Source organism: Candidatus Pelagibacter bacterium nBUS_28 (assembly GCF_051200915.1).
Taxonomy (GTDB): domain Bacteria; phylum Pseudomonadota; class Alphaproteobacteria; order Pelagibacterales; family Pelagibacteraceae; genus Pelagibacter.
The window spans coordinates 632,863-657,526 of sequence record NZ_CP172844.1; the positions used below are offsets into that span (position 1 = coordinate 632,863).

Here is a 24,664-nt window from a genome sequence, read left to right on the forward strand (position 1 = left end):
TTTATTTTAAATTTTTTAAATTTTTAACAATTTTAGAAATCTTAACTAATTTATTTCTTAAATTATCAGCTTTTATAGAATTATTTGCCATTTCGTCAAGATCTAAAGATTGCTCTCCATTAAGTATCTTTTTTACACCATTAATAGTCATACCCTGTTCCTTAAGGAGAAATTTAACTTTTTTGAGAAGATTAATGCAATTCTCGTCATAATATCTTCTATTTGAATTAAGGATTTTTGGCTTAATTTGCTTAAACTGAGTTTCCCAAAATCTTATTATATGAGTCGGAAGTTCGCCCTTCTTATTGGATTTCAAATTTAATATTTTAGCAACTTCACCTATCGTTTTATAAGCACTTTCGGATTTATCCATTATCTTTTAAATTTACAAAATCTTTAAATTCTTTTGATGGTTTAAATAATACTACATCTCTACTTGAAATCATTTTGGTTTCTTTAGTTTTCGGATTTCTTCCAATCCGTGATTTTTTTTGTCTTATAGAAAAAGTTCCAAATTTTGATAATTTTAATTTTTTTTCTAGTTTGATATTAGAGACAATTGTTGACAAAAAATCTTCGATAAGGTTCTCTGAAATTTGCTTAGAAAAACCTAACTGCATATAAACTAAATTAACTAAGTCCTTTTTAGTTAAATTTATTCTCATTTATTTAAATATTTTGTTTGATCTTTTCTATCAAATTACCTTTGACAATTCTATGACAAACATCTAAAGAATTTGAAAATCCAATATAATCAGTGCCTCCATGACTTTTAACTACTGGGTGGTCAAGACCAAGGAATATTGCACCATTATAGAGTCTTGGATCTAGTCGTTTTTTAAATTTATTCAAATTTGAGATATTTAATAATGATGAAATTTTCCCAATAATAGATCCTGTCATAGCTTTTTTAAGTTCACTTGTAATGAAGTTTGCAGTACCTTCAGCAGTTTTTAAAGCTACGTTACCAGTGAAACCATCGGAAACAATTACATTAACTTCTCCATCCATTAAATGGTTTCCTTCTATATACCCAGAAAAATTAAAGTTTTCAGATTTCTTATCGTTTAGAGTTTGATAAGTTTCTTTAATAATTTCATTTCCTTTAAGTTCTTCTGATCCTATATTTAATAAGCCTACATTTGGTTTTTCTCCATTATATAAAGAGGTATAAAGTGCGGCACCCATAATTGAAAAATCTAATAAATTTTTTGAACTACATTCAATATTTGCACCCAAATCTAATACAACGCTCATTCCTTTTTTATTTGGCCATAGAGCAGATAGGGCTGGTTTATCAATATTCTCAATCATTTTAAGGTTTAGTTTTGAAATTACTAATAGCGCACCTGTGTTACCGGCTGAAACTACTATATCTGCCTCTTTTTTTTTTACACTATCAATAGCGAGCCACATGCTAGTATTTTTTCCTCTTTTAGCGCCTTCAAGAGGACTGTCGGTACTTTTTACTACATCTGTAGTATGGATTATTTCATAAAAATCAGCCTTGATCTTATTACCAATAAGATCTCTAATTATATTTTTATCACCAAAAATCTTAAAAAATAAATCTTTATTTTTACTATGATTAAGAATTATTCCATCAATAGTCTTGTTAGGTGAGTTATCGCCACCCATTGCATCTACTGCAATTTTAATCAGATCTGTCATTTTAGATTTTATATTATTCTTTTGGGTCTAAAACTTGTCTACCCTTATACATTCCAGTTTTTAAATCTAAATGATGAGATAATCTGTACTCACCAGATTTTTTATCTTCAACAATATTTTTTGTTGAATATTTCATCGTTTGAGCTCTTCTCATTCCAGTTCTGGAAGGGGTTTGTTTTCGTTTTGGTACAGCCATAATTATGGGTTACTTACACTTTTTAAATAAGAATTCAAAGTTTTTTTTGATAAATTATCATTAAATAGTTCAAAATAATCAAGCAAATCCTCAATTTTGTTAAAATCAGATAAAAAGATGGAAAACTTTTCTATTTTTTGTGATCTTGATAAATTATTCCAATAATGGATTTCGGAAACCATTGAATGAAATAAATTTATATAATCCTTCATTTTTTTATTAATTGACTGATCCCCATAACCTATTTCTCGAATACTGAGCTCGAGTTGTCTAAAATTAAAATCATAAATTTCCTGTAAAATATTCTTATTTTCTTCATTTTTAAAATTTTTTAAAAAAAAAGCAAAATGTAATAAAAATAGGGTTAATCGATCTGAAAATTTATCTTCTCTACTTAAAGATTTATATAAATCTTTATTTCTAGTGAAATTAATTAAATTGTTATAGATATAAAGATATTTCTCAGTCATGATAAAAATATTATATATAATTTTTCTCTCATTAATAGTTACAAATTGCTCATTCAAGAAAGTAGTTAAACATCACGGGGTTCCCTTCTTAGAAAAAAAACAATCTTCACTGGTCATAAACAAAACAAATAGGAATGACATAATGAAAATATTAGGAAATCCATCTACAAAAAGTAAGTTTGATAACGATGTTTGGATTTATATTGAAAGAAAACAAACACAATCTAAATTAACAAATTTAGGAAGAATGAAAATTTATAAAAACGATGTTTTGGTGTTAGAAATAGATAATTACGGAATACTTAAGAAAAAAGAATTTTATAATAAAGATGATATGAAAAAAATAAAAATGGTTAAATCTACTACTGAAAGTGGATTTAGAAGAAATAGATTTGTGTATGACTTCATGTCAAGTATGAGACAAAAAATTAACGACCCTCTGAATAAGAGGGCCGAAAAACAAAAAGAAATTAGCCAGCGATAACAGCCAACAACAATAAAGCTACAATATTTGTAATCTTAATCATTGGGTTTACAGCAGGACCTGCTGTATCTTTGTATGGATCACCTACTGTATCTCCAGTAACTGCAGCTTTATGAGCTTCAGAACCTTTGCCACCATGATTTCCATCTTCGATATACTTCTTAGCATTATCCCAAGCACCACCACCTGCTGTCATTGAAACAGCAACGAATAATCCTGTAATTATAACTCCTAATAACATTGCACCAACAGCAGCTAGAGCAGCTACTTGGCCACCGATTGATAAAATTATAAAATATAAAACTACTGGTGATAAAACTGGTAACAAAGATGGAATTATCATCTCTTTAATTGCAGCAACAGTTAAAAGATCAACTAACTTAGCATAATCTGGTTTCTGCTTTCTTTTCATGATACCAGGAAATTTTTTAAATTGTCTTCTAACTTCAATTACTACAGCTCCACCTGCTCTTCCAACAGCCTGCATTCCCATTGAACCAAATAAGTAAGGTAACATTCCACCAATTAATAAACCAACTACTACGTATGGATTAGATAAATCAAAAGTAACAACTATACCCTCTAATTTAGATCCAGTTACTTTAGAAAAGTGTTTTATATCTTCAACGTAAGCTGCAAATAAAACTAAAGCTCCAAGACCAGCTGATCCAATAGCATAACCTTTGGTAACTGCTTTTGTTGTATTTCCTACTGCATCTAATGCATCAGTAGTTTTTCTAACTTTTTTATCCATATTAGACATTTCAGCAATTCCACCAGCATTGTCTGTAACTGGTCCATAAGCATCAAGTGCAACAACCATTCCAGCTAATGCAAGCATAGTAGTTACAGCTATGGCTATACCAAAAAGTCCAGCAATTGCATTGGTAGCTAAAATTCCAGCAACGATAATTAAAGCAGGTATCGCAGTTGCTTCCATAGATACGGCTAAACCTTGAATAACATTAGTGCCGTGTCCTGTTGTTGAAGATGCTGCTACAGATCTGACTGGTCTATAATTAGTACCAGTATAATATTCAGTAATCCAAATTAACAATCCTGTAATTACTAAACCAATTATTCCACAGAAATACAAACTCATTCCATTAAAATTTTTACCATCAACATTATATTCTGTACCAAAACCTATTACATGATCTGTTACTGGGTATAAAATTACAACTGATGCAATTGCAGAGACAACAAAACCTTTGTATAAAGCATTCATTACATTCTTATCATTACCAAGTTTAACAAAAAATGTTCCTATTATTGAAGTTAGAATACAAGCGCCACCAATTGTTAAAGGGTAAATCATCATACTCATATCACCTTGAAAGAAAATAGATGATAAAACCATAGTCGCTACAATTGTAACAGCATATGTTTCAAATAAATCTGCAGCCATTCCAGCACAATCACCCACATTGTCTCCTACGTTATCTGCAATAACAGCAGGATTTCTAGGATCATCTTCTGGAATACCAGCTTCTACTTTACCAACTAAGTCAGCACCAACGTCAGCACCTTTTGTAAATATACCTCCGCCTAGTCTTGCAAAAATAGATATCAAGGAGGCACCAAATCCTAAAGCAACTAGTGCATTAACTATTTCTCTTTCATCAACATTAAATTTTAATAAATAATAATAATAAACTGCGATAGACAATAAGGCTAAACCAGCAACCAACATACCAGTTACTGCACCTGACTTGAAAGCAACAGATAAGCCATGAGCGAGACCTTTTCTAGAAGCTTCAGCAGTTCTAACGTTAGCCTCAACAGAAACTAACATTCCTACATAACCTGCTATACCTGATAATGCAGCACCAACTAAATAACCCAAACCAACTAAAGGACTAAATGCAATGCTTACAATTACTAAAACAACTACGCCAACAATAGCTATTGTTTTGTATTGTCTTGCTAAATATGCTTTTGCACCAATTTGGATGGCTGTGGCAATATCTTGCATCTTTGCATTCCCTGTGCTTTGATTTAAAATATTTTTTCCAGTGAAAAACCCATATACTATGGATAATAAACCGGCACCGATTGTGTATAATAAAATAATTTCTACTGTTTCGCTCATATAAACCTTAAGGTTGTTGGTTGTTAAATTTTAAGCCCGGACAATACAAAAAAAGCCCAAAAAGACAATAATTAACTTTTAAAATTGGTGCTTATAACCAGGGTTTTTAACCAGTAAATGCTGACCTTTTTTACCAATAAATAGTGATTTTTGGTTGTATGGTCTAATTTTACCAATTCTTGATATTTTCACCCCTAATTTCTTTGATGTATTTTTAATGATTCTAGATTTATCATCGCTTGCGGTAAATAAAATCTGATAATCATCACCATTAGATATAAAATTTGATTTTTTATAATTATTATTCTTTATATAATTTTCTAAGTTTCTAGAAATTGGAATTTTTTGCTCCCAAATTTCATAGGATAATTTTTGATTGTTAATCATTTTATTAAGATCATCGACTAAACCATCAGATATATCTATGGATGAATTGGCAAATTTTAATAATTCATTTGTTAATTTTATTTGAATATTTGGTTCAAAATATTTTTTAATAAAATAACTTTTAAGTTTTTTTGTTACTTTAATCTTTTTTTGTAAAATTTTTAATCCAACAAAACTATCACCAAGATTTCCAGTTACATATATATTATCATTAATTTTTGCTTTATTTCTATAAACAATATTTTTTGAATATCCTATTGATGTAATTGAAAAACTTAATTGATTTGAAAAAGTTGTATCGCCTCCACATAAAGAAATATTATATTTATTTTGCTCAATTTTTAATGAGTTGGAAATTTTTGATAAGTTATTTTTTGAAAACGTTTTTTTATTTCCACTACCTGATATAAAATAATATTTAGGAAAAACACCCTTGCAAATTAAATCTGATATCGAAGATCTTAAAATTTTTTTAATTACTAAATCTGGTTTTTTAAAATCAAGGAAATGAACACCTTCATTATATGTATCAATTGAAACGACTAAAGATTTTTTTTTATCAAAAAAAACATCATCATTCAAATTTAATGAGGCTTTATTGGATTCAGATAGTTTTGAAAAATATTTCTTAATTAAATCAAATTCATGCATTTGAAGTTCTTAACTTTTTTCCAACATTATCTAGTAAAGCATTTAAATATTTGGTTTGAGAGTCTTCTAAGAAAAAATTAGAAGAGTTTAAATATTCTTTAATTATGATATTAATAGATATATTAGGCTTATATAAAAATTCATAGGTAGCAGCTTTTAATATTGTTTGAAAAACTTTATCTAAATTAGATAAAACAAAATCATCACCAAGTTTAGTATTTAATTCATCGAGAATTAGATCGTTACGTTCTATTGTACCGAAAACAATGTCTTTAATAAATTTTTTAAATCTATGTTTAGGAAAATCAATATCATTATCTTCATTATAAAATTTACCATATAATTTTTGAATTATAATTACTCTTGGATTATTCTTTGGGTTAAAATGAGTTTTCATTTTTGCGACAAAACTGAGTTTACAGCATCAGCAGCTTCTGCACCTTTTTTTCTTCGAATTTTTGCTTGTTTCATGTTCAAACAAGTAATTATTCCATTACCGATAGGTTTTTTATTAATTACTGATAAATCCATAATCGCATTAGTTGAAGCTTGAGATATAAAGTCAAAATGAGGTGTTTGACCCTTTATAACACAACCTAGGGCTAAAAAAGCATCATATCTTTTAATATTTTTTGAGATTGTAACTGGTATTTCAAAAACGCCTGGAACTTTAATAATTTTAATTGTGTTTGATTTTGAGATCAATTTTAAAGCACTATCAAGAAGGCCTTTGGCAATGTCCTTATAATAATCTGCAACAACTATTAAATATTTTTTATTCATTAAATAATCTCTTGTTTGGTAATTCTTATACCATAACCATCTAAACCTATAACTCTTTTAGGAGATTTTGTAATTAAAGTCATATTTTTAATCTTTAAATCTTTTATTATTTGAGCACCAATACCATAATTTCTAATCAGCTTATCTTTTTTTTTTTATAAAAGTCTTTATTTTTATAATCTTTAAGTGTTTGGGTTACTGATTTTAGATTAGTGTCTTTTATGAATACGAGTACACAATTATTAAATTTTTTAAAATAATTAAGAGTTTTATTGAATGAATTGGGTAACTGTTGATTAATTAAATAATTTTGAACAACATTTGATGAGATAACTCTAACTCTAGGAGTAATTCCTTTTTTGATAGTCCCTTTGATTAAAGCAAAATGCTCAGATCCATCAAGAAGGTTTTCATAAATTCTAATTTTGTATTTTTGTTTTTTAACTTCAATAAAACTTTGTTTTTTTAATTTAATTAATTTTTCTTTTTTTAATCGATAAGCAATTAAATCTTCGATTTTACCAATTTTGAGTTTATGTTTTTTTGCAAAATCAAATAAATCTTGGCCTTTAGCCATAGTTCCATCTTCATTCATAATTTCACAAATTACTGCTGAATTATTTTTTTTAGCCAATTTAGATATATCAACTGAAGCTTCCGTATGGCCAGCTCTAACTAAAACACCTCCATCCTTTGCAATTATTGGAAATACATGACCAGGTGAAACAATATCAGTTTTCTTAACATTTTTTTTTGAGGCAATATTGATAGTTTTAGCTCTATCTCTAGCTGAAATTCCTGTGGTAATGCCCTTTTTAGCTTCGATAGATACGGTAAATGCAGTTTTATTTCTTGATTGATTATTAGCTGACATTAAAGTTAAATTTAATCTTTTAGCCTGAACAGAGTCTAGCGCTAAACAAATTAGGCCTCGACCATATTTGGCCATAAAATTAATATTTTTAGCATTAGAGTTTGAAGTTGAGATAATAAGATCTCCTTCATTTTCTCTTTTTTCATCGTCAACGAGAATAAACATGCCACCCTTCTTGGCTACATTGATAATATTTTCAATTGATGAAAAATTATTTTTTGGCATTAAAATAATTTCTAACGTATTTAGACAAGATATCTATCTCTATATTAACAAGATCTTTTTTTTTGATAGTCGACAAGTTTGTCTCTTTAAATGTATGGGGGATAACCCAAATTTCAAAACCTTTTTTTGTAACCTTTGAAATTGTTAGGGAAATACCATTTACACATATTGAAGCTTTTTCAATTAAGTTTTTTCGTTCTTTAATTGGAACTTCAAATTCAAATAAATAAGATTTGTCAACCTTCTTAATATTAATTGCCTTTGCAATTGTATCTACATGGCCCTGACATATATGACCTGAAATTTTTGTTCCATATTTTAAGGGTAATTCAAGATTAATAACATCTTTAGTTTTTAAATATTGAAACTTCGATCTCACTAAAGTTTCTTTTGAAAGATAAAATTCCATTAATTTTGAGTTATATGAAATCAAAGTCAGACAAACACCATCACAAGCTACTGACAAACCCATATCTTTTTTAGAAACTTTAAGATTGCTCCTTACAAATATATTTAATCCTTTGGGTCTTTTAATGATTTTTAAAACAATACCCTGGTTATATATAATTCCATTAAACATATTAGTTTTTATACAATGTTATTTTATCTTTTCCTAAAAATAGGTTTAAATTAAATCTATTTCTATAATTTTTCTTTAATACATCTAAACTATCAAATTTCAAATATTCAGTTTCTTTGGAAAGATTTTTGGGACTTTTATACAAATAAAATTTATTAAAAATTCTATTTTTCAAAAGATAATTAGTTAAGTTATTACCTCCTTCAATTAATAGATTTCTACAATTATATCTGTATAATTTTTTTAATATGGATTTGACATCGAACTTACCTTGTTTATTTACCTTAGATTTAATTAATTGAATTTTTTTTTTCTTAAAATCTAAAATTTTCAATTTGTTAGCTTGATTATAAAAAATTATAGTATTATTTTTATTTGCAGTTTTCACTACATAGCTATTAACCTTAGTTTGAAGTTTATTATCTAAAATAATTCTCTTAGGAGAATAATTGCTAAAACCTTTAATTCTACAATTTAATTTCGAATTGTCTTTATTTAAAGTTTTGTATGAAACCATTAACGCATCATTTTTATATCTTAATAAATGTGTAAATTTATCAGAATGTACGTTTGTAATCTTTTTATTTGATTTACTGTAAATAAGATTATTTTTTGAAATAGCAATTTTTCCAGTCACATAGGGTAATTTATTTTTTCTATTGAAAAAATAAGCTGAATAAAAGTTATTAATCTTATCCTGAAGAAGACCTCTTTTAACTTTGATATTGCTTGATTTTAAAATTTTTAGACTTTTATTTTTTACTCTTTTATCAATATCTGCGACAGAATATATAACCTCAGAAATTTTAGATTTAATAATTAAATCTGTACATGGTGGTGTTAGACCATGATGACAACATGGTTCTAAGGTTACGTACATCGTTGATCCATTTAAGTTATCTATACAATTTTTTATTGCATTAAATTCTGCATGAGGTCTTCCATTGAATGATGTTTGACCAATAGAAATTATTTTATCATTTTTAACTATTACACACCCTACAGCTGGATTTGATCCAGTAAGTCCATGATGAGAGCTAGCCAATTTAAGGGCTATCTCCATATAAAATTTATCTTTTATTGAGAATTTATCTTTTTTTGTAGACATCAAGTTTGTCCACGAATTGCACAAAGTCTTTTTCTTCTCTAAAGTTTCTATAAACAGATGCAAATCGAACATATGCAACTGGATCAAGTTCTTTTAAACCCTCCATTACCATTGTCCCAATTGTGTTAGTTGAAATTTCACTCTGACCAAGTTCCTCAAGGGCTCTTGAAATTTTGCTTATAAATTTTTCCGCTGTTTCTGTGTCTATAGGTCTTTTTTTAAGTGCTATATAAACTGATTTAGAAAGTTTATCTCTATCAAATGATGATTTTCTTCCATTCTTTTTTACCACCATTATTTCTCTAAATTGAACTCTTTCAAATGTTGTAAAACGAGCTCCACAAACACAAAGTCTTCTTCTTCTAATAGCAGTACCATCTTCTGTAGGTCTAGAGTCGACAACTGAGGTCTCCCCTTTTTTGCATATTGAACAAATCATTTATTATAAGTTCTTATATATCGGAAATGATGAAGTTAAAGAAATAACTTCATTTTTTACTTCATTCTCTACTTTGCTATTATCAGTTGGATTTTCAGATAAACCTTTTAAAGTTTTAGTAATCAATTCACCTACAGTTTTAAATTCATTGAGTCCAAAACCTCTAGTAGTTGCAGCTTGTGTACCTAATCTTATACCTGAAGTTATCATTGGTTTTTCAGTATCGAAAGGAATTCCGTTTTTATTACATGTAATATTTGCTCTTGATAAACTTTCTGCTGCAAGATTACCTTTAACATTATAAGGTCTTAGGTCTACTAACATTAAATGTGTATCTGTACCATCTGAGTAAATTTTGAATCCATTATTTTTTAAAGTTTCAGCTAACATCTTTGCATTTGCTAAAACTGATTTAATATAATCTTTGAACTCAGGTTGTAATGCTTCTAAAAAGCCAGCCGCTTTAGCTGCAATAATATGCATTAAAGGTCCACCTTGATACCCTGGAAAGACAGCAGTATTAAATTTTTTAGCGAGATCTTCATGATTGGTTAAAATTATTCCACCTCTTGCACTTCTAAACACTTTATGAGTTGTTGAAGTTACTACATGTGCATAATCACAAGGGTTAGGGTAACCTTTACCTGCAACCAAACCTGAGAAGTGAGCCATATCAACCATTAAATATGCTCCTACTTTATCTGCTATTTCCCTAAATCTTTTAAAATCTATAACTCTAGAATAAGCACTTCCACCAGCGATAATTAATTTAGGTTTATGTTCTAAAGCGAGTTTTTCAACATTATCATAATCAATTAATTCAGACTCTTTATCAACATCGTAACTAATCGCATTAAACCATTTACCTGACATTGAAATTTTTAATCCATGGGTAATGTGACCACCAGAGTTTAAACTCATTCCCATGAATGTATCTCCTGGATTTAATAAAGCTAAAAATACTGCCCCATTAGCTTGTGCTCCAGAATGAGGTTGAGCATTTGCAAATTCACAATTAAATAATTTCTTTAATCTTTCAATTGCAAGATTTTCAGCAACATCAACATGTTCACAACCATTGTAGTATCTTTTACCAGGATAACCCTCTGCATATTTATTAGTTAAAACAGATCCTTGAGCCTCTAATACAGCTTGAGAAACTATATTTTCAGATGCAATTAATTCAATATGTTGCTGTTGTCTTATTAACTCATCATTAATAGCTTTATAAAGTTCAGGATCTTTTAAAGATAAACTGTCCTCAAAAAAACTTCTATAGCTATCGTTTAAATAATTTTTTTCACTAGACATAATTATATTTTATTTATTCGTTTTAAGTGTCGTCCACCTTCAAATTTTGTATTTAAAAAGGCGATAACACAGGTTAATGCTAATTTTTTATTCAGTAACCTTGAGCCCAATGTAATAATATTCGCATCATTATGCAATCTAGATAATTTCGTTGATTTTAAATTAAAACATTGTGCAGCACGAATATTTTTATGTCTATTTGCCGCAATATTCATTCCCATCCCTGAACCACAAACCAAAATACCAAAGTTATTTTTGTTAGTTTTAACTTTTTTAGCTACTTTGTGCGCAAAATCAGGATAATCAACTCTATCATCATTATATGGACCCATATCTTTAAATGATATTTTCTTTTTTGATAAATGTAATTTTATTTGTTCTTTTAATCTATATCCAGCGTGATCTGATGAAATAAATATTTTTATCAAATTAATTAAATTTATGATCCAATACGCAAGCTACTAGGTGAATTCTATTTTCTTCACCTCCATTAAACGCATTATGATATTTAGTATTATTAGTAATCCACACAGAACCATCGGCTGGCAAATGTTTAGCAACATTATCTATAACCATATGACATCCAGGGTTTGTAATTATTGGTATATGCAATCTAGGCTCTGGATCTCTATGCCAACTTAATGTTGATCTAGGTTGTTTTAATAAAATTCTAACTCTTCCTAATTTATATTTTGAGGACAAAACATCAAACACTTCTTTAAAGTAGGTATTTTTGTAGTCCTCAATAAATTCTGAATAAGCAGCCTCATTAATTTTTTCATCTCTTATCTGTTCTTTTCCCGAAGAGTCAGGATAAGTCCAAAAAACTCCTCTTGCTTTATGACCTTTTATTGAGTCTGGGTTACCAGGTATCTGTGTGAGAGATATTGCTCCAAAATTACTAATACCTTCTGGTCCATCAAAATTTTTGATGTTTATAATTTCTCTATATGCCTTTTGTAATTCAGATATGTTAAATTTTATGTCTTGTTTTTGAAAATCTTGAAAATCTAGCGTCATTATGTATATTTTTTTACCCTAATTAATTGTTTAATACTCTTTTTGAATTATATTTGTATATTACATTTGTCGCATTTTTAAAGAAAATTAAAACATGATCACAGGAAAATACCCAAGCTTGAGACTTAGACGCAATAGAAAGTATTCTTGGTCAAGAAAGCTAACTCAAGAAAATACTCTTAGTCCAAGTGACTTCATATTGCCTATATTTTTAATCGATGGATCTAATAAGAAAGAATCAATTAAATCTATGCCAGGTGTTTATAGATATACAATTAACAGGTTGTCCCAAATCATTGATAAAGCAATTAGAAATGAAATACCAATGGTTGCTCTTTTTCCAAAAACTAAAAATAATTTAAAAGATGAAATTGGCTCAGAGTCACTTAACGAAAACAACTTGGTTTGTAGAGCGATATTAGAAATAAAAAAAAGATATAAAAATCAGATTGGTATCATGTGTGACGTAGCTTTAGACCCCTATACCTCTCATGGACATGATGGATTAATTAAATCAAATCAGGTTATAAATGATGAAACAATAGAAGTTTTAATAAATCAATCAATATTGCAAGCAGAAATGGGTTGTAATGTATTGGCTCCATCAGACATGATGGATGGCAGAATAGGGAAAATAAGAAAAGCTCTTGATAAATCAAACTATCAAAATGTTCAAATTTTATCTTATGCTGCAAAATATGCCTCAAGTTTTTATGGACCATTTAGAGATGCTGTAGGATCTAAAGGATCATTAAAAGGAGATAAAAAAACATATCAAATGGATTTTAGAAATAGCGATGAAGCTTTAAGAGAGGTTGCTCTAGATATTAGAGAAGGTGCTGACATGGTGATGGTTAAACCGGGAATGCCTTATTTAGATATTATCAAATCAGTAAAAGACAAGTTTAAAATACCAGTATTTGCCTATCAAGTTTCAGGTGAGTACAGTTTAATATCAAATGCTATTCAAAAAAAATTAGTTAATGAGGATGCTGTTGTTGAGAGCTTAATGGCTTTTAAAAGAGCTGGCGCCAATGCTATTGTAAGTTATTACGCTGATAGAATTGATGAAATCTTAAAATAATTACTTTAAAGAATTAATAAATAATAGTCTACTACTTGGATAGTTTATATTATTTGGTTTCAATATAGTTTTATCTAAATAATCACCAACTAATTTTAACCCATTCAATAAAGTTTTTAAATCATTAACTTCAATATCTTTTTCAATCAAAAAATTAGGAACATATTTTTTTTCTGTTGATGAAGTTGCAAAATAGATAGTTTTGTTATCAACAATATCTTTTTCAACAAGATTTTTTAATTCCAAATCGTAACCTAAAACTTTTAGTAAATCTAATTCCCAAAAAATATATTTTTTAAGCCAATCTTTATCATTCAGTATTAAAAAAAGATTTTCAATTATTTGATAAACTTTAATATTTGATTGTGAGTCTACAGTAAGAATTTTAATCAAATTAGTTGCTGAAGTAATACATGATAATTTTTGTTTATGGTCAAAATATAAAGGGCTATATGCGTTTAAAATTTCTGCTTTAAAGTATCCAATTCTATTGTCATTTTTAGAACTATAATTTACATGAAGCCTATTACCTATTTGAAGATAATTTTTAATTTTTTTTGAAGTACCTCCAAAAATTATACCTGATATCTTTCCCCGATCTTTTGTATATATTTCAGCTATTAAAGAATTTTCACTATATCTGTTTTTACTAATTAAAAAACCTTCATCAATCCAATTCATAATAACTTCATCTTATACTTTTTAGACATTCTATTGCAGCATTTTGTTCAGCATCTTTTTTTGATTTACCTAGGCCAAAAAAATATTTTGTATTTGGAAGTTTAACACCAACTTTAAATGAAGGTTTGTGTCGTGGCCCAGTATTTGAGATGAGTTTATAAACTGGAAGTTTTTTAAAATTTTTTAATGTTAATTCTTGAAGAGTTGTTTTTGCATCAATTTGGGTAATAACACTTTCTTTGATATGATTTTTCCAAAGATTCAAGATTACCTTTTCAGCTATTGCTAAATTTTTATCAAGATAAATTGCTCCAATTAACGCTTCACAACTATCAGAGACAATTTTATCTTCAATTCTTATTTTTTTATTATTGGGATTAAAAGTTAAAATATATTTATCTAAGTTAATTTTTTTTGCAATTTCTAAGCACGTCTTTTTATTTACTAATGATGCAAATTTTTTATCAAGTATACCCTCTTTTTCATCTGGATATATTTCTAAAAGTTTTTTAGCAATAACTAATCCTAAAACTCTGTCACCTAAAAACTCAATTTTTTCGTTATTATTTTTTGAGTCAAAACTTTTATGCGTAAGTGATTTAATTAGTAAATCTAAATCTTTAAATTTAACTTTGATTTTTGTTTGTAAATCCTGATAGTTAATTTTCATCAATTAATACGATCAAATGTTCTATCAAATCTAATAGATTTATGCCATTTCCAAAAAGTAAAAATACTACCCTCTTTTCTGTCTGACGAAAAAAAAATAAATTGTGCTTTACCAACAAGATTATCTTTATGAACATATCCAACGCTTGATAAAAATCTACTATCTTTTGAACAGTCTCTGTTATCTCCAAGAAAAAAATAATGATCATGAGGAACCTCAAAGACGTCTGAGTTTTGATATGTATAATCTTTTAAATAAACTGTATGAAATTTTTTACCATTTGGTAATTTTTCTTCAAACCTATAAACATCGATAATCCTATTTCCACAATTTATTTTTATTTTATTTGAAATTTTTGATTTTAAAATCTCACTATTATTTAAATATAAGTTTGCATCAATAAACTGAACTCTATCACCTGGAAGTCCTATCAGTCTCTTAATATAATCCGTTCTATTATCTGCAGGTGTTTTAAAAACTATTACATCACCTCTTTCTGGGGCATTAAAAAAAATCCTTTTACTTAAAATAGGTGGGCTAAATGGAAATGAGTGTTTACTGTAGCCATAAGAATACTTAGTAACAAAAAGCCTGTCTCCAACAAGCAATGTAGGTTCCATTGATGATGATGGAATATAAAATGGTTGAATAAAAAGAGATCTTATTATTACAGCAATTACTAAGGCATAAAAAAGAGTCTTTATATTTTCAGAAAAAAAATTTTTTTCTAGTTTCATATCGATTGAATTATTGTAAATGCTGTTGAATACTCTTTTTCATCTGAAATAGATAAAAAACATTTAAAATTTTTAACTTTAAATTGTTTTCTTATTAATTGTGTTATTTTTTTAGTCTTTGAATAATAAGGTTTACCAAATTTATCGTTCATAATTTCTATATCTTTAAAATTTAAGTTATTTCTAAATCCTGTGCCTAGAGCTTTTGCAAAAGCCTCTTTTGCAGCAAATCTTTTAGAAAAATACCCAATTTTATTTTTTGAAGAAACTGATAGCTCAAGTTCATTTTTACTGTAAATCCTATCTCTAAATTTATGATTTTTGATCGATTTTTTAATTCTATTATTTTGGATGATATCGACACCAATACCTAAAATTTTCATAATTTAATTTTTAATTATTCTTTTAAATTTTTTAATTACATTTGAAAGACCAATAAATATTGACTCTCCAATAATAAAATGACCTATATTAAATTCCTCAATTTCTTTAATTTTAGTTAATATTTTTGTAGTTTTGTAATCCAATCCATGTCCAGCATGAACTTCGATATTAAGTTGATTTGCTAAGATAGAACATTTTTTAATTCTATTTAATTCTTCATTATATTTCTTTTTTGATTTTACTAAGTTTGATATTCTACCGGTATGGATTTCAACACAGTCTGCGTTCAGTTCCTTCGATAATCTTATATCTTTAATTGATGGGTTGATAAATAAACTAGTTCGTATTTTATTTTTTTTGAATTTCTCAATAATATTTTTTAATTTTTTCTTGTATTTTACAAGATTTAATCCACCTTCTGTAGTTACTTCTTTTCGATTTTCAGGAACAAGACAAATATAATCTGGTTTAATTTTTAGAGCATTTTTAACAATCTTATCATTGATTGAAATTTCAAGGTTAACTAAAACTTTTTTTGTTTTACAAATTTTTTTAGCATCTAAATCATTAATATGTCTTCTATCTTCTCTTAAATGAATGGTTACTGAGTCAGCACCCATTTTAATAACGTGTAAAGCTGCATAATATGGATCTGGATGACTTTCGCCCCTAGCATTTCTTACGGTAGCTACGTGGTCAATATTTATTCCTAATCTTTTCACTTAATAAATCTGCTTCCAGGTGTAGTTATGGGTATTGATTTTAAATCTTGAGGTAGTTGTTTTGCGTCAAATGTTGGAACATCGATTTTTAGGTGTGATATAATTCCAGTTTTAATTTTCAGAGACTTTGTTGTTGATCTATCTATTATAGAGGCAAACCCTAAAAGTTTTGCATTTGCTTTTTTTATTAGTTTAACGCATTCCAAACTAGATTTTCCGGTAGTTATGACATCTTCAATAATTAAGACCTTTGCTCCTTTTTTAATACTAAATCCTCTTCTTAATTTAAATTTACCATTTACACGCTCACAAAATATTGTTTCTTTTTTTAAAAGTTTACCGATTTCATAACCAATGATTACACCTCCCATCGCTGGAGCTAAAATTAAATCAATTTTTTTGTACTTTTTTTTAATTTTATTAGCTAGAGATTTGCAAATTTTTTCAGCCAAAAATGGAAAACTTAAAAGTTTTGCACATTGAATGTATTTTGATGAATGTAGTCCAGAAGATAATACAAAATGTCCTTCTAAAAGAGCATCAGTCTTTTTTAAAATATTTAAGGATTTTTTGAGTGAAAGCATTTCTTTTATCTTCGTGTCTAATTATCTTAAATTTTATACTCTTTTGCTTAAGCTCTGCAATAAAATTTGTAAAGTTTTTTAAATTAGTAATAATTAATTTAAATTTAAAGTTAATATACTTTGTATTTTTTCCAGCCATTTCAACATTTGAAATATTAAGTTTATGGCTACCAATCAATGAGCTTATATCACCTAATTGACCTGGTTGATCGGGTAATGAAATCCATAAAGTTGTATTATATTTCTTTGCTTTTTCCTCTTTTTGTTCACCTTTGTCATGCCAATATCTTCTAATTGCAGCTCTTGCTTTTCCTGTTTTAGTAGTTGGAATCCAATGAAGTGAGGGTGATTGATTTTTAGATGTAATTATATTTACTCTATCTCCATTTCTTAATACTTCCTGTAGTTCTGATTTATTTCCATTAATTTCGCATCCGATAGCAGTGTTTCCTATTTTTGTATGTACGGCATACGCAAAATCTATTGGGGTCGCATCTTTTGGTAATTTAATAACTGATCCCTTGGGAGTAAAACAAAAGACATTTTCTTGGAACATTTGAAGTTTAGTATATTCATAAGAATGTTCTGGATTTTCATTTCTTTCGATAATTTCAACGAGATCTTTTAGCCAGTCATATTCTTTCCAACTTAAAGAGTTAAATTTTTCTGAAGACTTATATTTCCAATGAGAAGCCACTCCTCTTTCAGCAAACTCATGCATTTCATGTGTTCTTATTTGTATTTCAATTGGTTTTTTATTAGACCCAATTACTGACGTATGAAGTGATTTATAACCGTTTATTTTTGGTGATGATATATAGTCTTTGAATTTACCAGGTATACAATTCCATTTTTTATGAAATATGCCCAAAGTTTTATAACACTCATCAACAGTAGATAGAGTAATTCTAAATCCGATGATATCTGTAATTTGCTCTAATGAAATTCTTTTTTTTTGAACTTTACGCCAAATTGAGAAAGGTGTTTTTTCACGCCCATGTATTTCTGCATTAATATGATTGTCATTTAATATTTCACTTAACTCAAATGAAAGTGACTCGAATAAATCTTTTTTATCTGATTTTATTTCATCTAATTTTTTTTTTATTAATTCTCTAGCTTGATTGTTTAAAATTTCAAAAGAGAGGTCTTCCAATTCATCTCTTATTCTATGCATTCCCATTCTATCAGCTAAAGGAGCATAAATCTCCATAGTCTCTTGAGCTATTCTTTGCCTCTTCTCTATTTTAGGAATTGCCTTAATTGTTCTCATATTATGAAGACGATCTGCAATTTTAACCAACAAAACTCTTATATCTTTTGAAGTGGCTAAAATTAATTTTCTAAAATTTTCTACTTTAGAATTGGAACTTGCTGTATTCTCAAAAACTGAGATTTTTGTAACACCATTAACTAAATCAGCAACTTCATCACCAAATTCATTTTTTATGGTTTCGTAGGTTGCGAAAGTATCTTCTATTGTGTCATGAAGTAAGCCAGTAGTAATTGTTGCACTATCTAATTTTAACTCTGTTAAAATATTTGCTACCTCGATTGGGTGAACTGAGTAAGGGTCACCTGAGGCTCTTTTTTGATTTTGGTGTGCTTTAACAGCAAAATTAAAAGCTTTGTCTAATCTCTCAGGATTTAAAAATTTATTATAAACCTTTACTTTATTTATTAAATCGTTCGAATTAAGCATTTCTTATTATAACATTAATTCAAATTTGATTAATAGATCTAATATCTTTATTTGAGAGTGAAAAAATTAGCTTTTTTATATTGGTTTTTTTAACTGGATGAACCCAATCCTTTTTAAGATCAAATAAAGGAAATAAAACGAAACTTCTTTCATGCATCCTAGAATGAGGTAGATTTAATGTACCTTTTAAAACTATTCCATCAAAATCAATGATATCTATGTCGCAAGTTCTAGGAGAATTTTTATAATTTTTTTTTCTTCCTAATTTAACTTCTATAATTTTGCATAACTTTAACAATTCCAAAGGCTTAAGTTTACAAAAAACCTTCAGAACAATATTTAAAAATTTTGGTTTATTTGGATCTGGCCAAGATGGAGTCTCATAATAATTAGATACAGAAATAAAATTAATATTATTTTGTAATAAAAGCGACTTAGCCATTTCAATGTTAGTTATTCTATTTCCTAAATTTGATCCTATGCCTAAAAAAATATTTTTAGCTTGATTTTCTGATGTATCTTGCTTTGTCACGATTCCAATCTCTATTTTTTTTAGTAGCTCTTTTATCAAATTGCTTTTTACCTTTTGCTACTGCTAACTCAACTTTTACTTTACCTTTTTTAAAATACATTTTTGTAGGAACAATGGTAAATCCATCTCTTTGCATTTTACCTATTAATTTATTGATTTCTTTTTTATTCAATAAAAGTTTTCTTTCATCTGTTGGGTTATGATTAGAATAACTTGCCTGTTTATAAGCAGATATATGAGAATTAATTAAAATTAATTCACCATTTTTTTCAACAGCATAAGAGTCGGCTATATTTATTTTTCCATCTCTAATAGATTTAATTTCTGACCCTTTGAGAACGATACCAGCCTCTAAGAGATCTTCAAAAAAATAATTGAAACTTGCTTTTCTATTTAAACAAATAATTTTTAAACCAGGATTGGTTTTCTTATTCATTAAATCAATTTTGCTAACTCTAAAGCTTTTTTGATTACAGGTTTGGCATTTTCAGATGTTTTGACTAAAGGTAACCTAACTGCATCATCACATAAATTCATTAACTTGGCTGCATACTTAACTGGACTAGGATTACTTTCAATAAACATGGCGCTATGAACTGGTTGTAATGTCTTATCTAATTTATCTGCTTCATTAATATCGTTTGAATCATTAGAGACTGATAGTTTTTGAAAATCAGAACATAATTTAGGAGCAATATTTGCGGTTACACTAATAGTTCCAACTCCACCTCTTTTATTAAATTCAAATGCATTATCATCATTACCGGTCAATTGAATGAATTCTTTTCCTATTTTAGAAAGTTGTTGATCAACTCTATCTAGGTCACCAGTTGCATCTTTAACACCAACAATATTTTTTAATTCAAATAATCTTGCCATTGTGTCAACTGACATATCAATTACTGACCTCCCAGGTATATTGTAAATAATAATTGGAATTCCACATTTATCATTAATTGCTTTATAATGTTGATACAGACCTTCTTGAGTTGGTTTATTATAATACGGTGTAACAACTAAAGCTCCATTAGCTCCAGCTTTTTCAGCGTGAGTAGTTAGTGATATTGCTTCTTCTGTTGAGTTAGATCCAGTGCCTGCAATTACAGGTATTCGTCCATTGCTTTCTTTTATACATAAATCAATAACTCTTTGATGTTCTTGATGACTAAGTGTTGGAGACTCTCCAGTAGTCCCAGCAGGGACTAAACCACTAGTACCATTATCCATATGAAAATGAATTAATTTTATATAAGCATCCTCATCTAACCTATTATTTTTAAACGGTGTGATTAAAGCAACATTTGATCCTTTGAACATAAATACTTATAACATAGTTTGTAGATTCATATACTAAAACATTATGCTTAAAAAATTATTATTTATTGGCTTGTTGATATCAATCTTAATAAACTTTAATTACATTTTAGCTGAAACACCTTTAATAATTCCTATTCAAAAACCTTCTCTAACTGAAAAAGAAATAAAGAAAAAAATATCTAAAAACATTTTAAAACCGATAAAGAAGCCCAAAAAAACTGAAAATATTGAATTAAAAGAAAAAAAAATTACAGAAGTTAAAAAGATAAAAAAGGTTAAGAAATTATCTTTTAAAATTCCAGAAAAGAAACCATCAATAGCTGGATTAAATAAATCTAGAAGTATTAAAATCTCAAAATATTACAGCAAAAAAGATTTTAATATTGCAAGAAAAGCAATATCTGAAATGCAAAAAAGTAGATGGACATCATCACTAAAAATTGCAAAAAAAGCTAAAGATAAATCAATATATAATTTTATTCAGTGGAGATACTTATCAACTCCAGGTAACCAAGCTTCTTTTTTTGACTACAAGGTTTTTATAGATAGAAACAGTGATTATCCTAGAATGGATAAATTAAGATCTCTTGCAGAACATAAACTATCTACATCACAAATATCTCCTAAAAAAATAATCAATTGGTTTAATCAAAATGAGCCTGTTTCAGGATATGGAAAAATGATACTTGGTGAAAGTTATATTCTAACTGGAAATAAAACTAAGGGAACAAATCTAATAAAAGAAGGGTGGATCACAGCAAAATTATCCAAGAATGATGTAAAATTTTTTAGAAAAAAATATAAAAAATATCTAAATGCAGAAGATTATATCAAAAGAGCTGATTATCTTGCTTGGAATGGTAAATATTGGGATCTTAAAAGGATAACACGATACCTACCCAAAGATTATGAACTTTTATACACTGCAAGACAAGTATTAATAAGTAAAGGCTATGGAGTTGACCAAGCAATTAAAAATGTCCCCGAAAAATTTAAAAATGATGCGGGATTAAATTTTGATAGATTAAAATGGAGAAGGAAAAAAGGCCGAGTAGACTCTTCTGCAGAAATTTTACTTAAAATTAGAAATGACAAGGATTATTTAGTAATGCCTGATAAATGGTGGAAAGAACGTGAAATAATTTCCAGAGCACTTATTTATAAAAAGAAATATGAGATTGCTTATAAAATATCAAGTAATCATGGAATGACTGAAGGATCAGATTTTGCGGCTGCTGAATGGATGAGTGGATGGATTTCTTTGAGTTTTTTAAACGACCCTCTAACTGCAAAGGATCATTTTCAAAATTTTTATAACAACGTAAGCTATCCTATCAGCACATCTAGAGGTGCTTATTGGCTTGCTAGATCTTATGAAAATTTAGGTGAAAGGGAGCAATCTAATAAATGGTATCAAGAAGCAGCAAAATATTTAACAACATATTATGGTCAATTAGCTTTTTTAAAATTAAATCCTAATGGAAAATTTGAACTAAAAAAAGATATGGAAGTTGACAATAAGTATCGTTATATTTTTTTTAATAAAGAACTAGTTAAAATTGTCTATCTTTTAGATGAATTAAAAAAAGATAAATATACTAAATTTATTTTAAGACATCTTGCAAATGATAATATAGTAAAAGGTAGCGAAGTTTTGGCTGCTGAACTTGCAACAAATATTGAAAGATATGATTTTGCAATACAGGTATCTAAGATAGCTTCTTACCAAAAAAGATTTCATAATAGATTTAATTATCCAATAATTAGTACACCTAAAACTATTAATGGTAGAAAAATTCCTGAAAGTGCTTTTATCCTTTCTATTATCAGGCAAGAAAGTGAATTTGATTTAAGTGCTAATAGTCACGCAGGTGCAAAAGGTTTAATGCAACTAATGCCTTACACTGCAAAACTAGTTTCAAAACAAGCTAAACTACCTTATGTGAAATCAAGATTAACAACTGATCCAGAATATAATATTAATTTAGGATCTCACTACATTGCTGGTTTGATACTCCAATATGATGGTGCCTACCCTTTTGCTACAGCCGCTTATAATGCTGGTCCCAATAGAGTTAAGTATTGGAAAAAAATTAATAAAAATCCTCAAAAAAAACAAATTAATTATGTTGATTGGGTGGAGTTAATTAAATTTCGAGAAACAAGGAATTATGTTCAACGTGTTTTAGAGAATTATAATGTGTATAGATATATATTGGAAAAAAAACCAATCCCTATGAAAGACTTTTTTAAGGACCATCCATTATATTAATGGCGGAAGAGGAGGGATTCGAACCCTCGGTACAAGTTTCCCCGCACGGTCATTTAGCAAACGACTGGTTTCAGCCTCTCACCCACTCTTCCACTGCGACATTGATATATCCGATTGTATTGAATATTCAATATTTATAAAGTAATTATTGGCTAATAATGAAAAACAATTACTCAATATTTTCACTGATTAAAAATGCATTTAGTTATCATGAAAACTGGCAAAGAGCTTGGAGAGACCCTGCACCTAAGAAAGAATACGATGCTGTTATTATTGGTGGTGGTGGTCATGGGTTGGCTACAGCATATTATCTAGCTAAAAAACACAATATAAAAAATATTGCCGTTGTCGAAAAAGGTTGGATTGGAGGTGGTAATACTGGAAGAAATACAACAATAATAAGATCAAATTATTTATGGGACGCAAGCGCTGGTCTTTACGATCATGCACTAAAAATTTGGGAAAGTTTATCACAAGAACTTAACTATAACGTAATGTTTAGTCAAAGGGGAGTTATGAATCTTGCACACAATTTACAAGATGTAAGAGATTTAAAGAGAAGAACTCATGCCAATAGATTAAATGGCATTGATGCAGTTTATCTTAGTACTGAAGAAGTTAAAAAATTTTGTCCAATCATTAATACATCGCCAGATATTAGATACCCAGTATTAGGAGGCACTCTTCAAAGAAGAGCTGGTACAGCAAGACATGATGCTGTTGCGTGGGGTTACGCTAGAGGCGCTGATGAACTAGGTGTAGATATAATTCAAAATTGTGAAGTAAAAGGAATTAAAAGAAATGGTGATAGTGTAGAAGGTATTGAAACTACAAAAGGTTTTATTAAAACAAAAAAAGTTGGTGTAGTAGCAGCTGGTCACTCTAGTGTTATTGCAAATATGGCTGGCTTAAGATTACCTCTTGAAAGTAAACCATTACAAGCTTTAGTTTCGGAACCAGTTAAACCAATAATTGATACTGTTGTAATGTCTAATGCAGTACATGCTTATGTGAGTCAATCTGATAAAGGTGAATTGGTAATAGGTGCAGGGACTGATGATTATGTTTCATATTCCCAAAAAGGTAGTCATCAAATTGTTGAGGGAACACTTAATGCAATTTTAGAACTTTACCCAATATTTAGTAGGATGAGAATGCTTAGACAATGGGGAGGAATAGTTGATATTTGTCCTGATGCTAGTCCAATATTAAGTAAAACATCTATTAAAGGTTTATATTTTAATTGTGGATGGGGAACAGGTGGTTTTAAAGCAACACCAGGTTCAGGAGATTTGTTTGCTCACACTATAGCTAATGATGAGCCTCACAAATTGAATGCTGCATTTAATTTGAATAGATTTGTAAGTGGTGACCTTGTTGATGAACATGGTGCAGCAGCGGTTGCTCATTAATGTTTATTATAAATTGTCCATATTGTGGTGAACGGGACCATCAAGAATTTAAAGCTGGTGGTGAAGCGCATATAGAAAGACCCAAACAACCAACTGAATTAAGTGATGATGAATGGGCTGAGTATTTGTTTATGAGAAAAAATATTAAAGGAGTTCAATTTGAAAGATGGAACCATGCACACGGATGTAGAAAATGGTTCAATATGGTAAGAGATACATCTAACGATCAGATTATTTTAACTTATAAAATGGGTGAAAAGCCCCCTGCTCAATAAT

The 24,664-nt window shown here is 28.5% G+C and carries 30 protein-coding genes, 1 tRNA gene and 1 pseudogene; 5 read left to right on the forward strand and 27 right to left on the reverse strand.

Annotated elements, in window-relative coordinates; translation table 11 throughout:
• Window position 1 precedes the first annotated feature (1 nt).
• From ACIJYC_RS03325 to ACIJYC_RS03345, 5 genes are read right to left on the reverse strand one after another with little or no spacing between them, the layout of a single operon-like run.
• Entirely contained in the window at window positions 2-373 is a 372-nt protein-coding gene (locus ACIJYC_RS03325) for a MerR family transcriptional regulator (RefSeq protein ID WP_435167877.1), read from the reverse strand.
• Window positions 366-665, reverse strand: coding sequence for an HU family DNA-binding protein (locus tag ACIJYC_RS03330; protein WP_435167879.1), 300 nt, complete (start codon window positions 663-665; stop codon window positions 366-368). Before ACIJYC_RS03330 ends, ACIJYC_RS03325 begins: the two co-directional genes overlap by 8 nt.
• 4 nt (window positions 666-669) lie before the next feature.
• Window positions 670-1,671: a phosphate acyltransferase PlsX gene (gene plsX / locus ACIJYC_RS03335; RefSeq protein WP_435167881.1), complete on the reverse strand. Its 1,002-nt coding sequence runs from the start codon at window positions 1,669-1,671 to the stop codon at window positions 670-672.
• A 13-nt stretch (window positions 1,672-1,684) separates the two neighbouring features.
• Window positions 1,685-1,867: a 50S ribosomal protein L32 gene (rpmF, locus tag ACIJYC_RS03340; RefSeq protein ID WP_008544930.1), complete on the reverse strand. Its 183-nt coding sequence runs from the start codon at window positions 1,865-1,867 to the stop codon at window positions 1,685-1,687.
• A gap of 2 nt (window positions 1,868-1,869) precedes the next feature.
• Window positions 1,870-2,337 carry a ubiquinol-cytochrome C chaperone family protein gene (locus ACIJYC_RS03345; RefSeq protein ID WP_435167884.1) on the reverse strand — a complete coding sequence of 156 codons (468 nt, stop codon included), beginning with the start codon at window positions 2,335-2,337 and terminating at the stop codon, window positions 1,870-1,872.
• Between the two features lie 115 nt (window positions 2,338-2,452).
• Between ACIJYC_RS03345 and bamE the strand changes: the two genes are divergently transcribed.
• A complete protein-coding gene (gene bamE, locus ACIJYC_RS03350) occupies window positions 2,453-2,821 on the forward strand; it encodes an outer membrane protein assembly factor BamE domain-containing protein (protein WP_435168093.1) in 369 nt (122 codons plus the stop codon).
• On the opposite strand, the gene ACIJYC_RS03355 is transcribed toward bamE, so the two are convergent.
• From ACIJYC_RS03355 to ACIJYC_RS03405, 11 genes and pseudogenes are all read right to left on the reverse strand, one after another.
• Complete coding sequence (locus tag ACIJYC_RS03355; protein WP_435167887.1) at window positions 2,808-4,913, reverse strand: sodium-translocating pyrophosphatase; 2,106 nt, start codon at window positions 4,911-4,913, stop codon at window positions 2,808-2,810. The genes bamE and ACIJYC_RS03355 overlap by 14 nt on opposite strands.
• 78 nt (window positions 4,914-4,991) lie before the next feature.
• On the reverse strand, window positions 4,992-5,951 hold the full coding sequence (gene thiL / locus ACIJYC_RS03360; protein ID WP_435167891.1) for a thiamine-phosphate kinase: 960 nt from the start codon (window positions 5,949-5,951) through the stop codon (window positions 4,992-4,994).
• Window positions 5,944-6,348 (reverse strand): transcription antitermination factor NusB, encoded by a 405-nt coding sequence (locus tag ACIJYC_RS03365; RefSeq protein WP_435167894.1) that lies wholly within the window; start codon window positions 6,346-6,348, stop codon window positions 5,944-5,946. Before ACIJYC_RS03365 ends, thiL begins: the two co-directional genes overlap by 8 nt.
• A complete protein-coding gene (gene ribH, locus ACIJYC_RS03370) occupies window positions 6,345-6,734 on the reverse strand; it encodes a 6,7-dimethyl-8-ribityllumazine synthase (protein ID WP_435167897.1) in 390 nt (129 codons plus the stop codon). The genes ACIJYC_RS03365 and ribH overlap by 4 nt, the downstream gene beginning before the upstream one ends.
• Window positions 6,734-7,833, reverse strand: a pseudogene (gene ribB / locus ACIJYC_RS03375) (3,4-dihydroxy-2-butanone-4-phosphate synthase). The gene ribH and the pseudogene ribB overlap by 1 nt, the downstream one beginning before the upstream one ends.
• Window positions 7,820-8,413 (reverse strand): riboflavin synthase, encoded by a 594-nt coding sequence (locus ACIJYC_RS03380; protein WP_435167900.1) that lies wholly within the window; start codon window positions 8,411-8,413, stop codon window positions 7,820-7,822. Before ACIJYC_RS03380 ends, ribB begins: the two are co-directional and overlap by 14 nt.
• A gap of 1 nt (window position 8,414) precedes the next feature.
• On the reverse strand, window positions 8,415-9,521 hold the full coding sequence (ribD, locus tag ACIJYC_RS03385; protein WP_435167903.1) for a bifunctional diaminohydroxyphosphoribosylaminopyrimidine deaminase/5-amino-6-(5-phosphoribosylamino)uracil reductase RibD: 1,107 nt from the start codon (window positions 9,519-9,521) through the stop codon (window positions 8,415-8,417).
• On the reverse strand, window positions 9,502-9,960 hold the full coding sequence (nrdR, locus tag ACIJYC_RS03390) for a transcriptional regulator NrdR (protein WP_029454679.1): 459 nt from the start codon (window positions 9,958-9,960) through the stop codon (window positions 9,502-9,504). The genes ribD and nrdR overlap by 20 nt, the downstream gene beginning before the upstream one ends.
• A gap of 3 nt (window positions 9,961-9,963) precedes the next feature.
• Window positions 9,964-11,271 (reverse strand): serine hydroxymethyltransferase, encoded by a 1,308-nt coding sequence (glyA, locus tag ACIJYC_RS03395; protein WP_435167906.1) that lies wholly within the window; start codon window positions 11,269-11,271, stop codon window positions 9,964-9,966.
• Window positions 11,272-11,273: 2 nt separating this feature from the next.
• Entirely contained in the window at window positions 11,274-11,699 is a 426-nt protein-coding gene (rpiB, locus tag ACIJYC_RS03400) for a ribose 5-phosphate isomerase B (RefSeq protein WP_435167909.1), read from the reverse strand.
• 1 nt (window position 11,700) lies between these two features.
• Entirely contained in the window at window positions 11,701-12,291 is a 591-nt protein-coding gene (locus ACIJYC_RS03405; protein WP_435167912.1) for an aspartyl/asparaginyl beta-hydroxylase domain-containing protein, read from the reverse strand.
• Between the two features lie 94 nt (window positions 12,292-12,385).
• On the opposite strand from ACIJYC_RS03405, the gene hemB reads away from it, so the two are divergent.
• Entirely contained in the window at window positions 12,386-13,375 is a 990-nt protein-coding gene (gene hemB / locus ACIJYC_RS03410) for a porphobilinogen synthase (RefSeq protein WP_435167915.1), read from the forward strand.
• Here hemB and recO read toward each other — a convergent pair whose 3' ends face one another.
• Genes recO through dapA form a run of 10 tightly spaced genes read right to left on the reverse strand, consistent with a single transcriptional unit; the run spans window position 13,376 to window position 20,704 of the window.
• Window positions 13,376-14,056: a DNA repair protein RecO gene (recO, locus tag ACIJYC_RS03415; protein ID WP_435117715.1), complete on the reverse strand. Its 681-nt coding sequence runs from the start codon at window positions 14,054-14,056 to the stop codon at window positions 13,376-13,378. It abuts the gene before it with no gap.
• A gap of 7 nt (window positions 14,057-14,063) precedes the next feature.
• Window positions 14,064-14,726, reverse strand: a complete 663-nt coding sequence (rnc, locus tag ACIJYC_RS03420) for a ribonuclease III (protein ID WP_435167918.1) — start codon at window positions 14,724-14,726, stop codon at window positions 14,064-14,066.
• A complete protein-coding gene (gene lepB, locus ACIJYC_RS03425; RefSeq protein ID WP_435167921.1) occupies window positions 14,726-15,463 on the reverse strand; it encodes a signal peptidase I in 738 nt (245 codons plus the stop codon). Before lepB ends, rnc begins: the two co-directional genes overlap by 1 nt.
• Window positions 15,460-15,846 carry a holo-ACP synthase gene (gene acpS / locus ACIJYC_RS03430; protein ID WP_435167924.1) on the reverse strand — a complete coding sequence of 129 codons (387 nt, stop codon included), beginning with the start codon at window positions 15,844-15,846 and terminating at the stop codon, window positions 15,460-15,462. The genes lepB and acpS overlap by 4 nt, the downstream gene beginning before the upstream one ends.
• Before the next feature lie 3 nt (window positions 15,847-15,849).
• Window positions 15,850-16,569, reverse strand: coding sequence for a pyridoxine 5'-phosphate synthase (locus ACIJYC_RS03435; protein WP_435167927.1), 720 nt, complete (start codon window positions 16,567-16,569; stop codon window positions 15,850-15,852).
• Window positions 16,566-17,153 (reverse strand): orotate phosphoribosyltransferase, encoded by a 588-nt coding sequence (gene pyrE, locus ACIJYC_RS03440; protein WP_435167930.1) that lies wholly within the window; start codon window positions 17,151-17,153, stop codon window positions 16,566-16,568. Before pyrE ends, ACIJYC_RS03435 begins: the two co-directional genes overlap by 4 nt.
• Window positions 17,110-18,855 carry a RelA/SpoT family protein gene (locus ACIJYC_RS03445; RefSeq protein ID WP_435167933.1) on the reverse strand — a complete coding sequence of 582 codons (1,746 nt, stop codon included), beginning with the start codon at window positions 18,853-18,855 and terminating at the stop codon, window positions 17,110-17,112. The genes pyrE and ACIJYC_RS03445 overlap by 44 nt, the downstream gene beginning before the upstream one ends.
• Window positions 18,856-18,874: 19 nt before the next feature.
• Window positions 18,875-19,387, reverse strand: coding sequence for a 2-amino-4-hydroxy-6-hydroxymethyldihydropteridine diphosphokinase (folK, locus tag ACIJYC_RS03450; protein WP_435167935.1), 513 nt, complete (start codon window positions 19,385-19,387; stop codon window positions 18,875-18,877).
• Window positions 19,353-19,823 carry an SsrA-binding protein SmpB gene (smpB, locus tag ACIJYC_RS03455; protein WP_435167938.1) on the reverse strand — a complete coding sequence of 157 codons (471 nt, stop codon included), beginning with the start codon at window positions 19,821-19,823 and terminating at the stop codon, window positions 19,353-19,355. The genes folK and smpB overlap by 35 nt, the downstream gene beginning before the upstream one ends.
• Entirely contained in the window at window positions 19,823-20,704 is an 882-nt protein-coding gene (dapA, locus tag ACIJYC_RS03460) for a 4-hydroxy-tetrahydrodipicolinate synthase (protein WP_435167940.1), read from the reverse strand. The genes smpB and dapA overlap by 1 nt, the downstream gene beginning before the upstream one ends.
• A 43-nt stretch (window positions 20,705-20,747) precedes the next feature.
• Between dapA and ACIJYC_RS03465 the strand changes: the two genes are divergently transcribed.
• Window positions 20,748-22,976 (forward strand): lytic transglycosylase domain-containing protein, encoded by a 2,229-nt coding sequence (locus ACIJYC_RS03465; RefSeq protein WP_435167942.1) that lies wholly within the window; start codon window positions 20,748-20,750, stop codon window positions 22,974-22,976.
• On the opposite strand, the gene ACIJYC_RS03470 is transcribed toward ACIJYC_RS03465, so the two are convergent.
• Window positions 22,977-23,068, reverse strand: a tRNA-Ser gene (locus tag ACIJYC_RS03470).
• A gap of 66 nt (window positions 23,069-23,134) precedes the next feature.
• Here ACIJYC_RS03470 and ACIJYC_RS03475 point away from each other — a divergent pair.
• Both ACIJYC_RS03475 and ACIJYC_RS03480 read left to right on the forward strand, forming a co-directional pair.
• Window positions 23,135-24,388: a sarcosine oxidase subunit beta family protein gene (locus ACIJYC_RS03475; RefSeq protein ID WP_435167945.1), complete on the forward strand. Its 1,254-nt coding sequence runs from the start codon at window positions 23,135-23,137 to the stop codon at window positions 24,386-24,388.
• Entirely contained in the window at window positions 24,388-24,663 is a 276-nt protein-coding gene (locus tag ACIJYC_RS03480) for a sarcosine oxidase subunit delta (protein WP_297681931.1), read from the forward strand. The genes ACIJYC_RS03475 and ACIJYC_RS03480 overlap by 1 nt, the downstream gene beginning before the upstream one ends.
• The last annotated feature ends 1 nt before the right edge of the window (window position 24,664 follow it).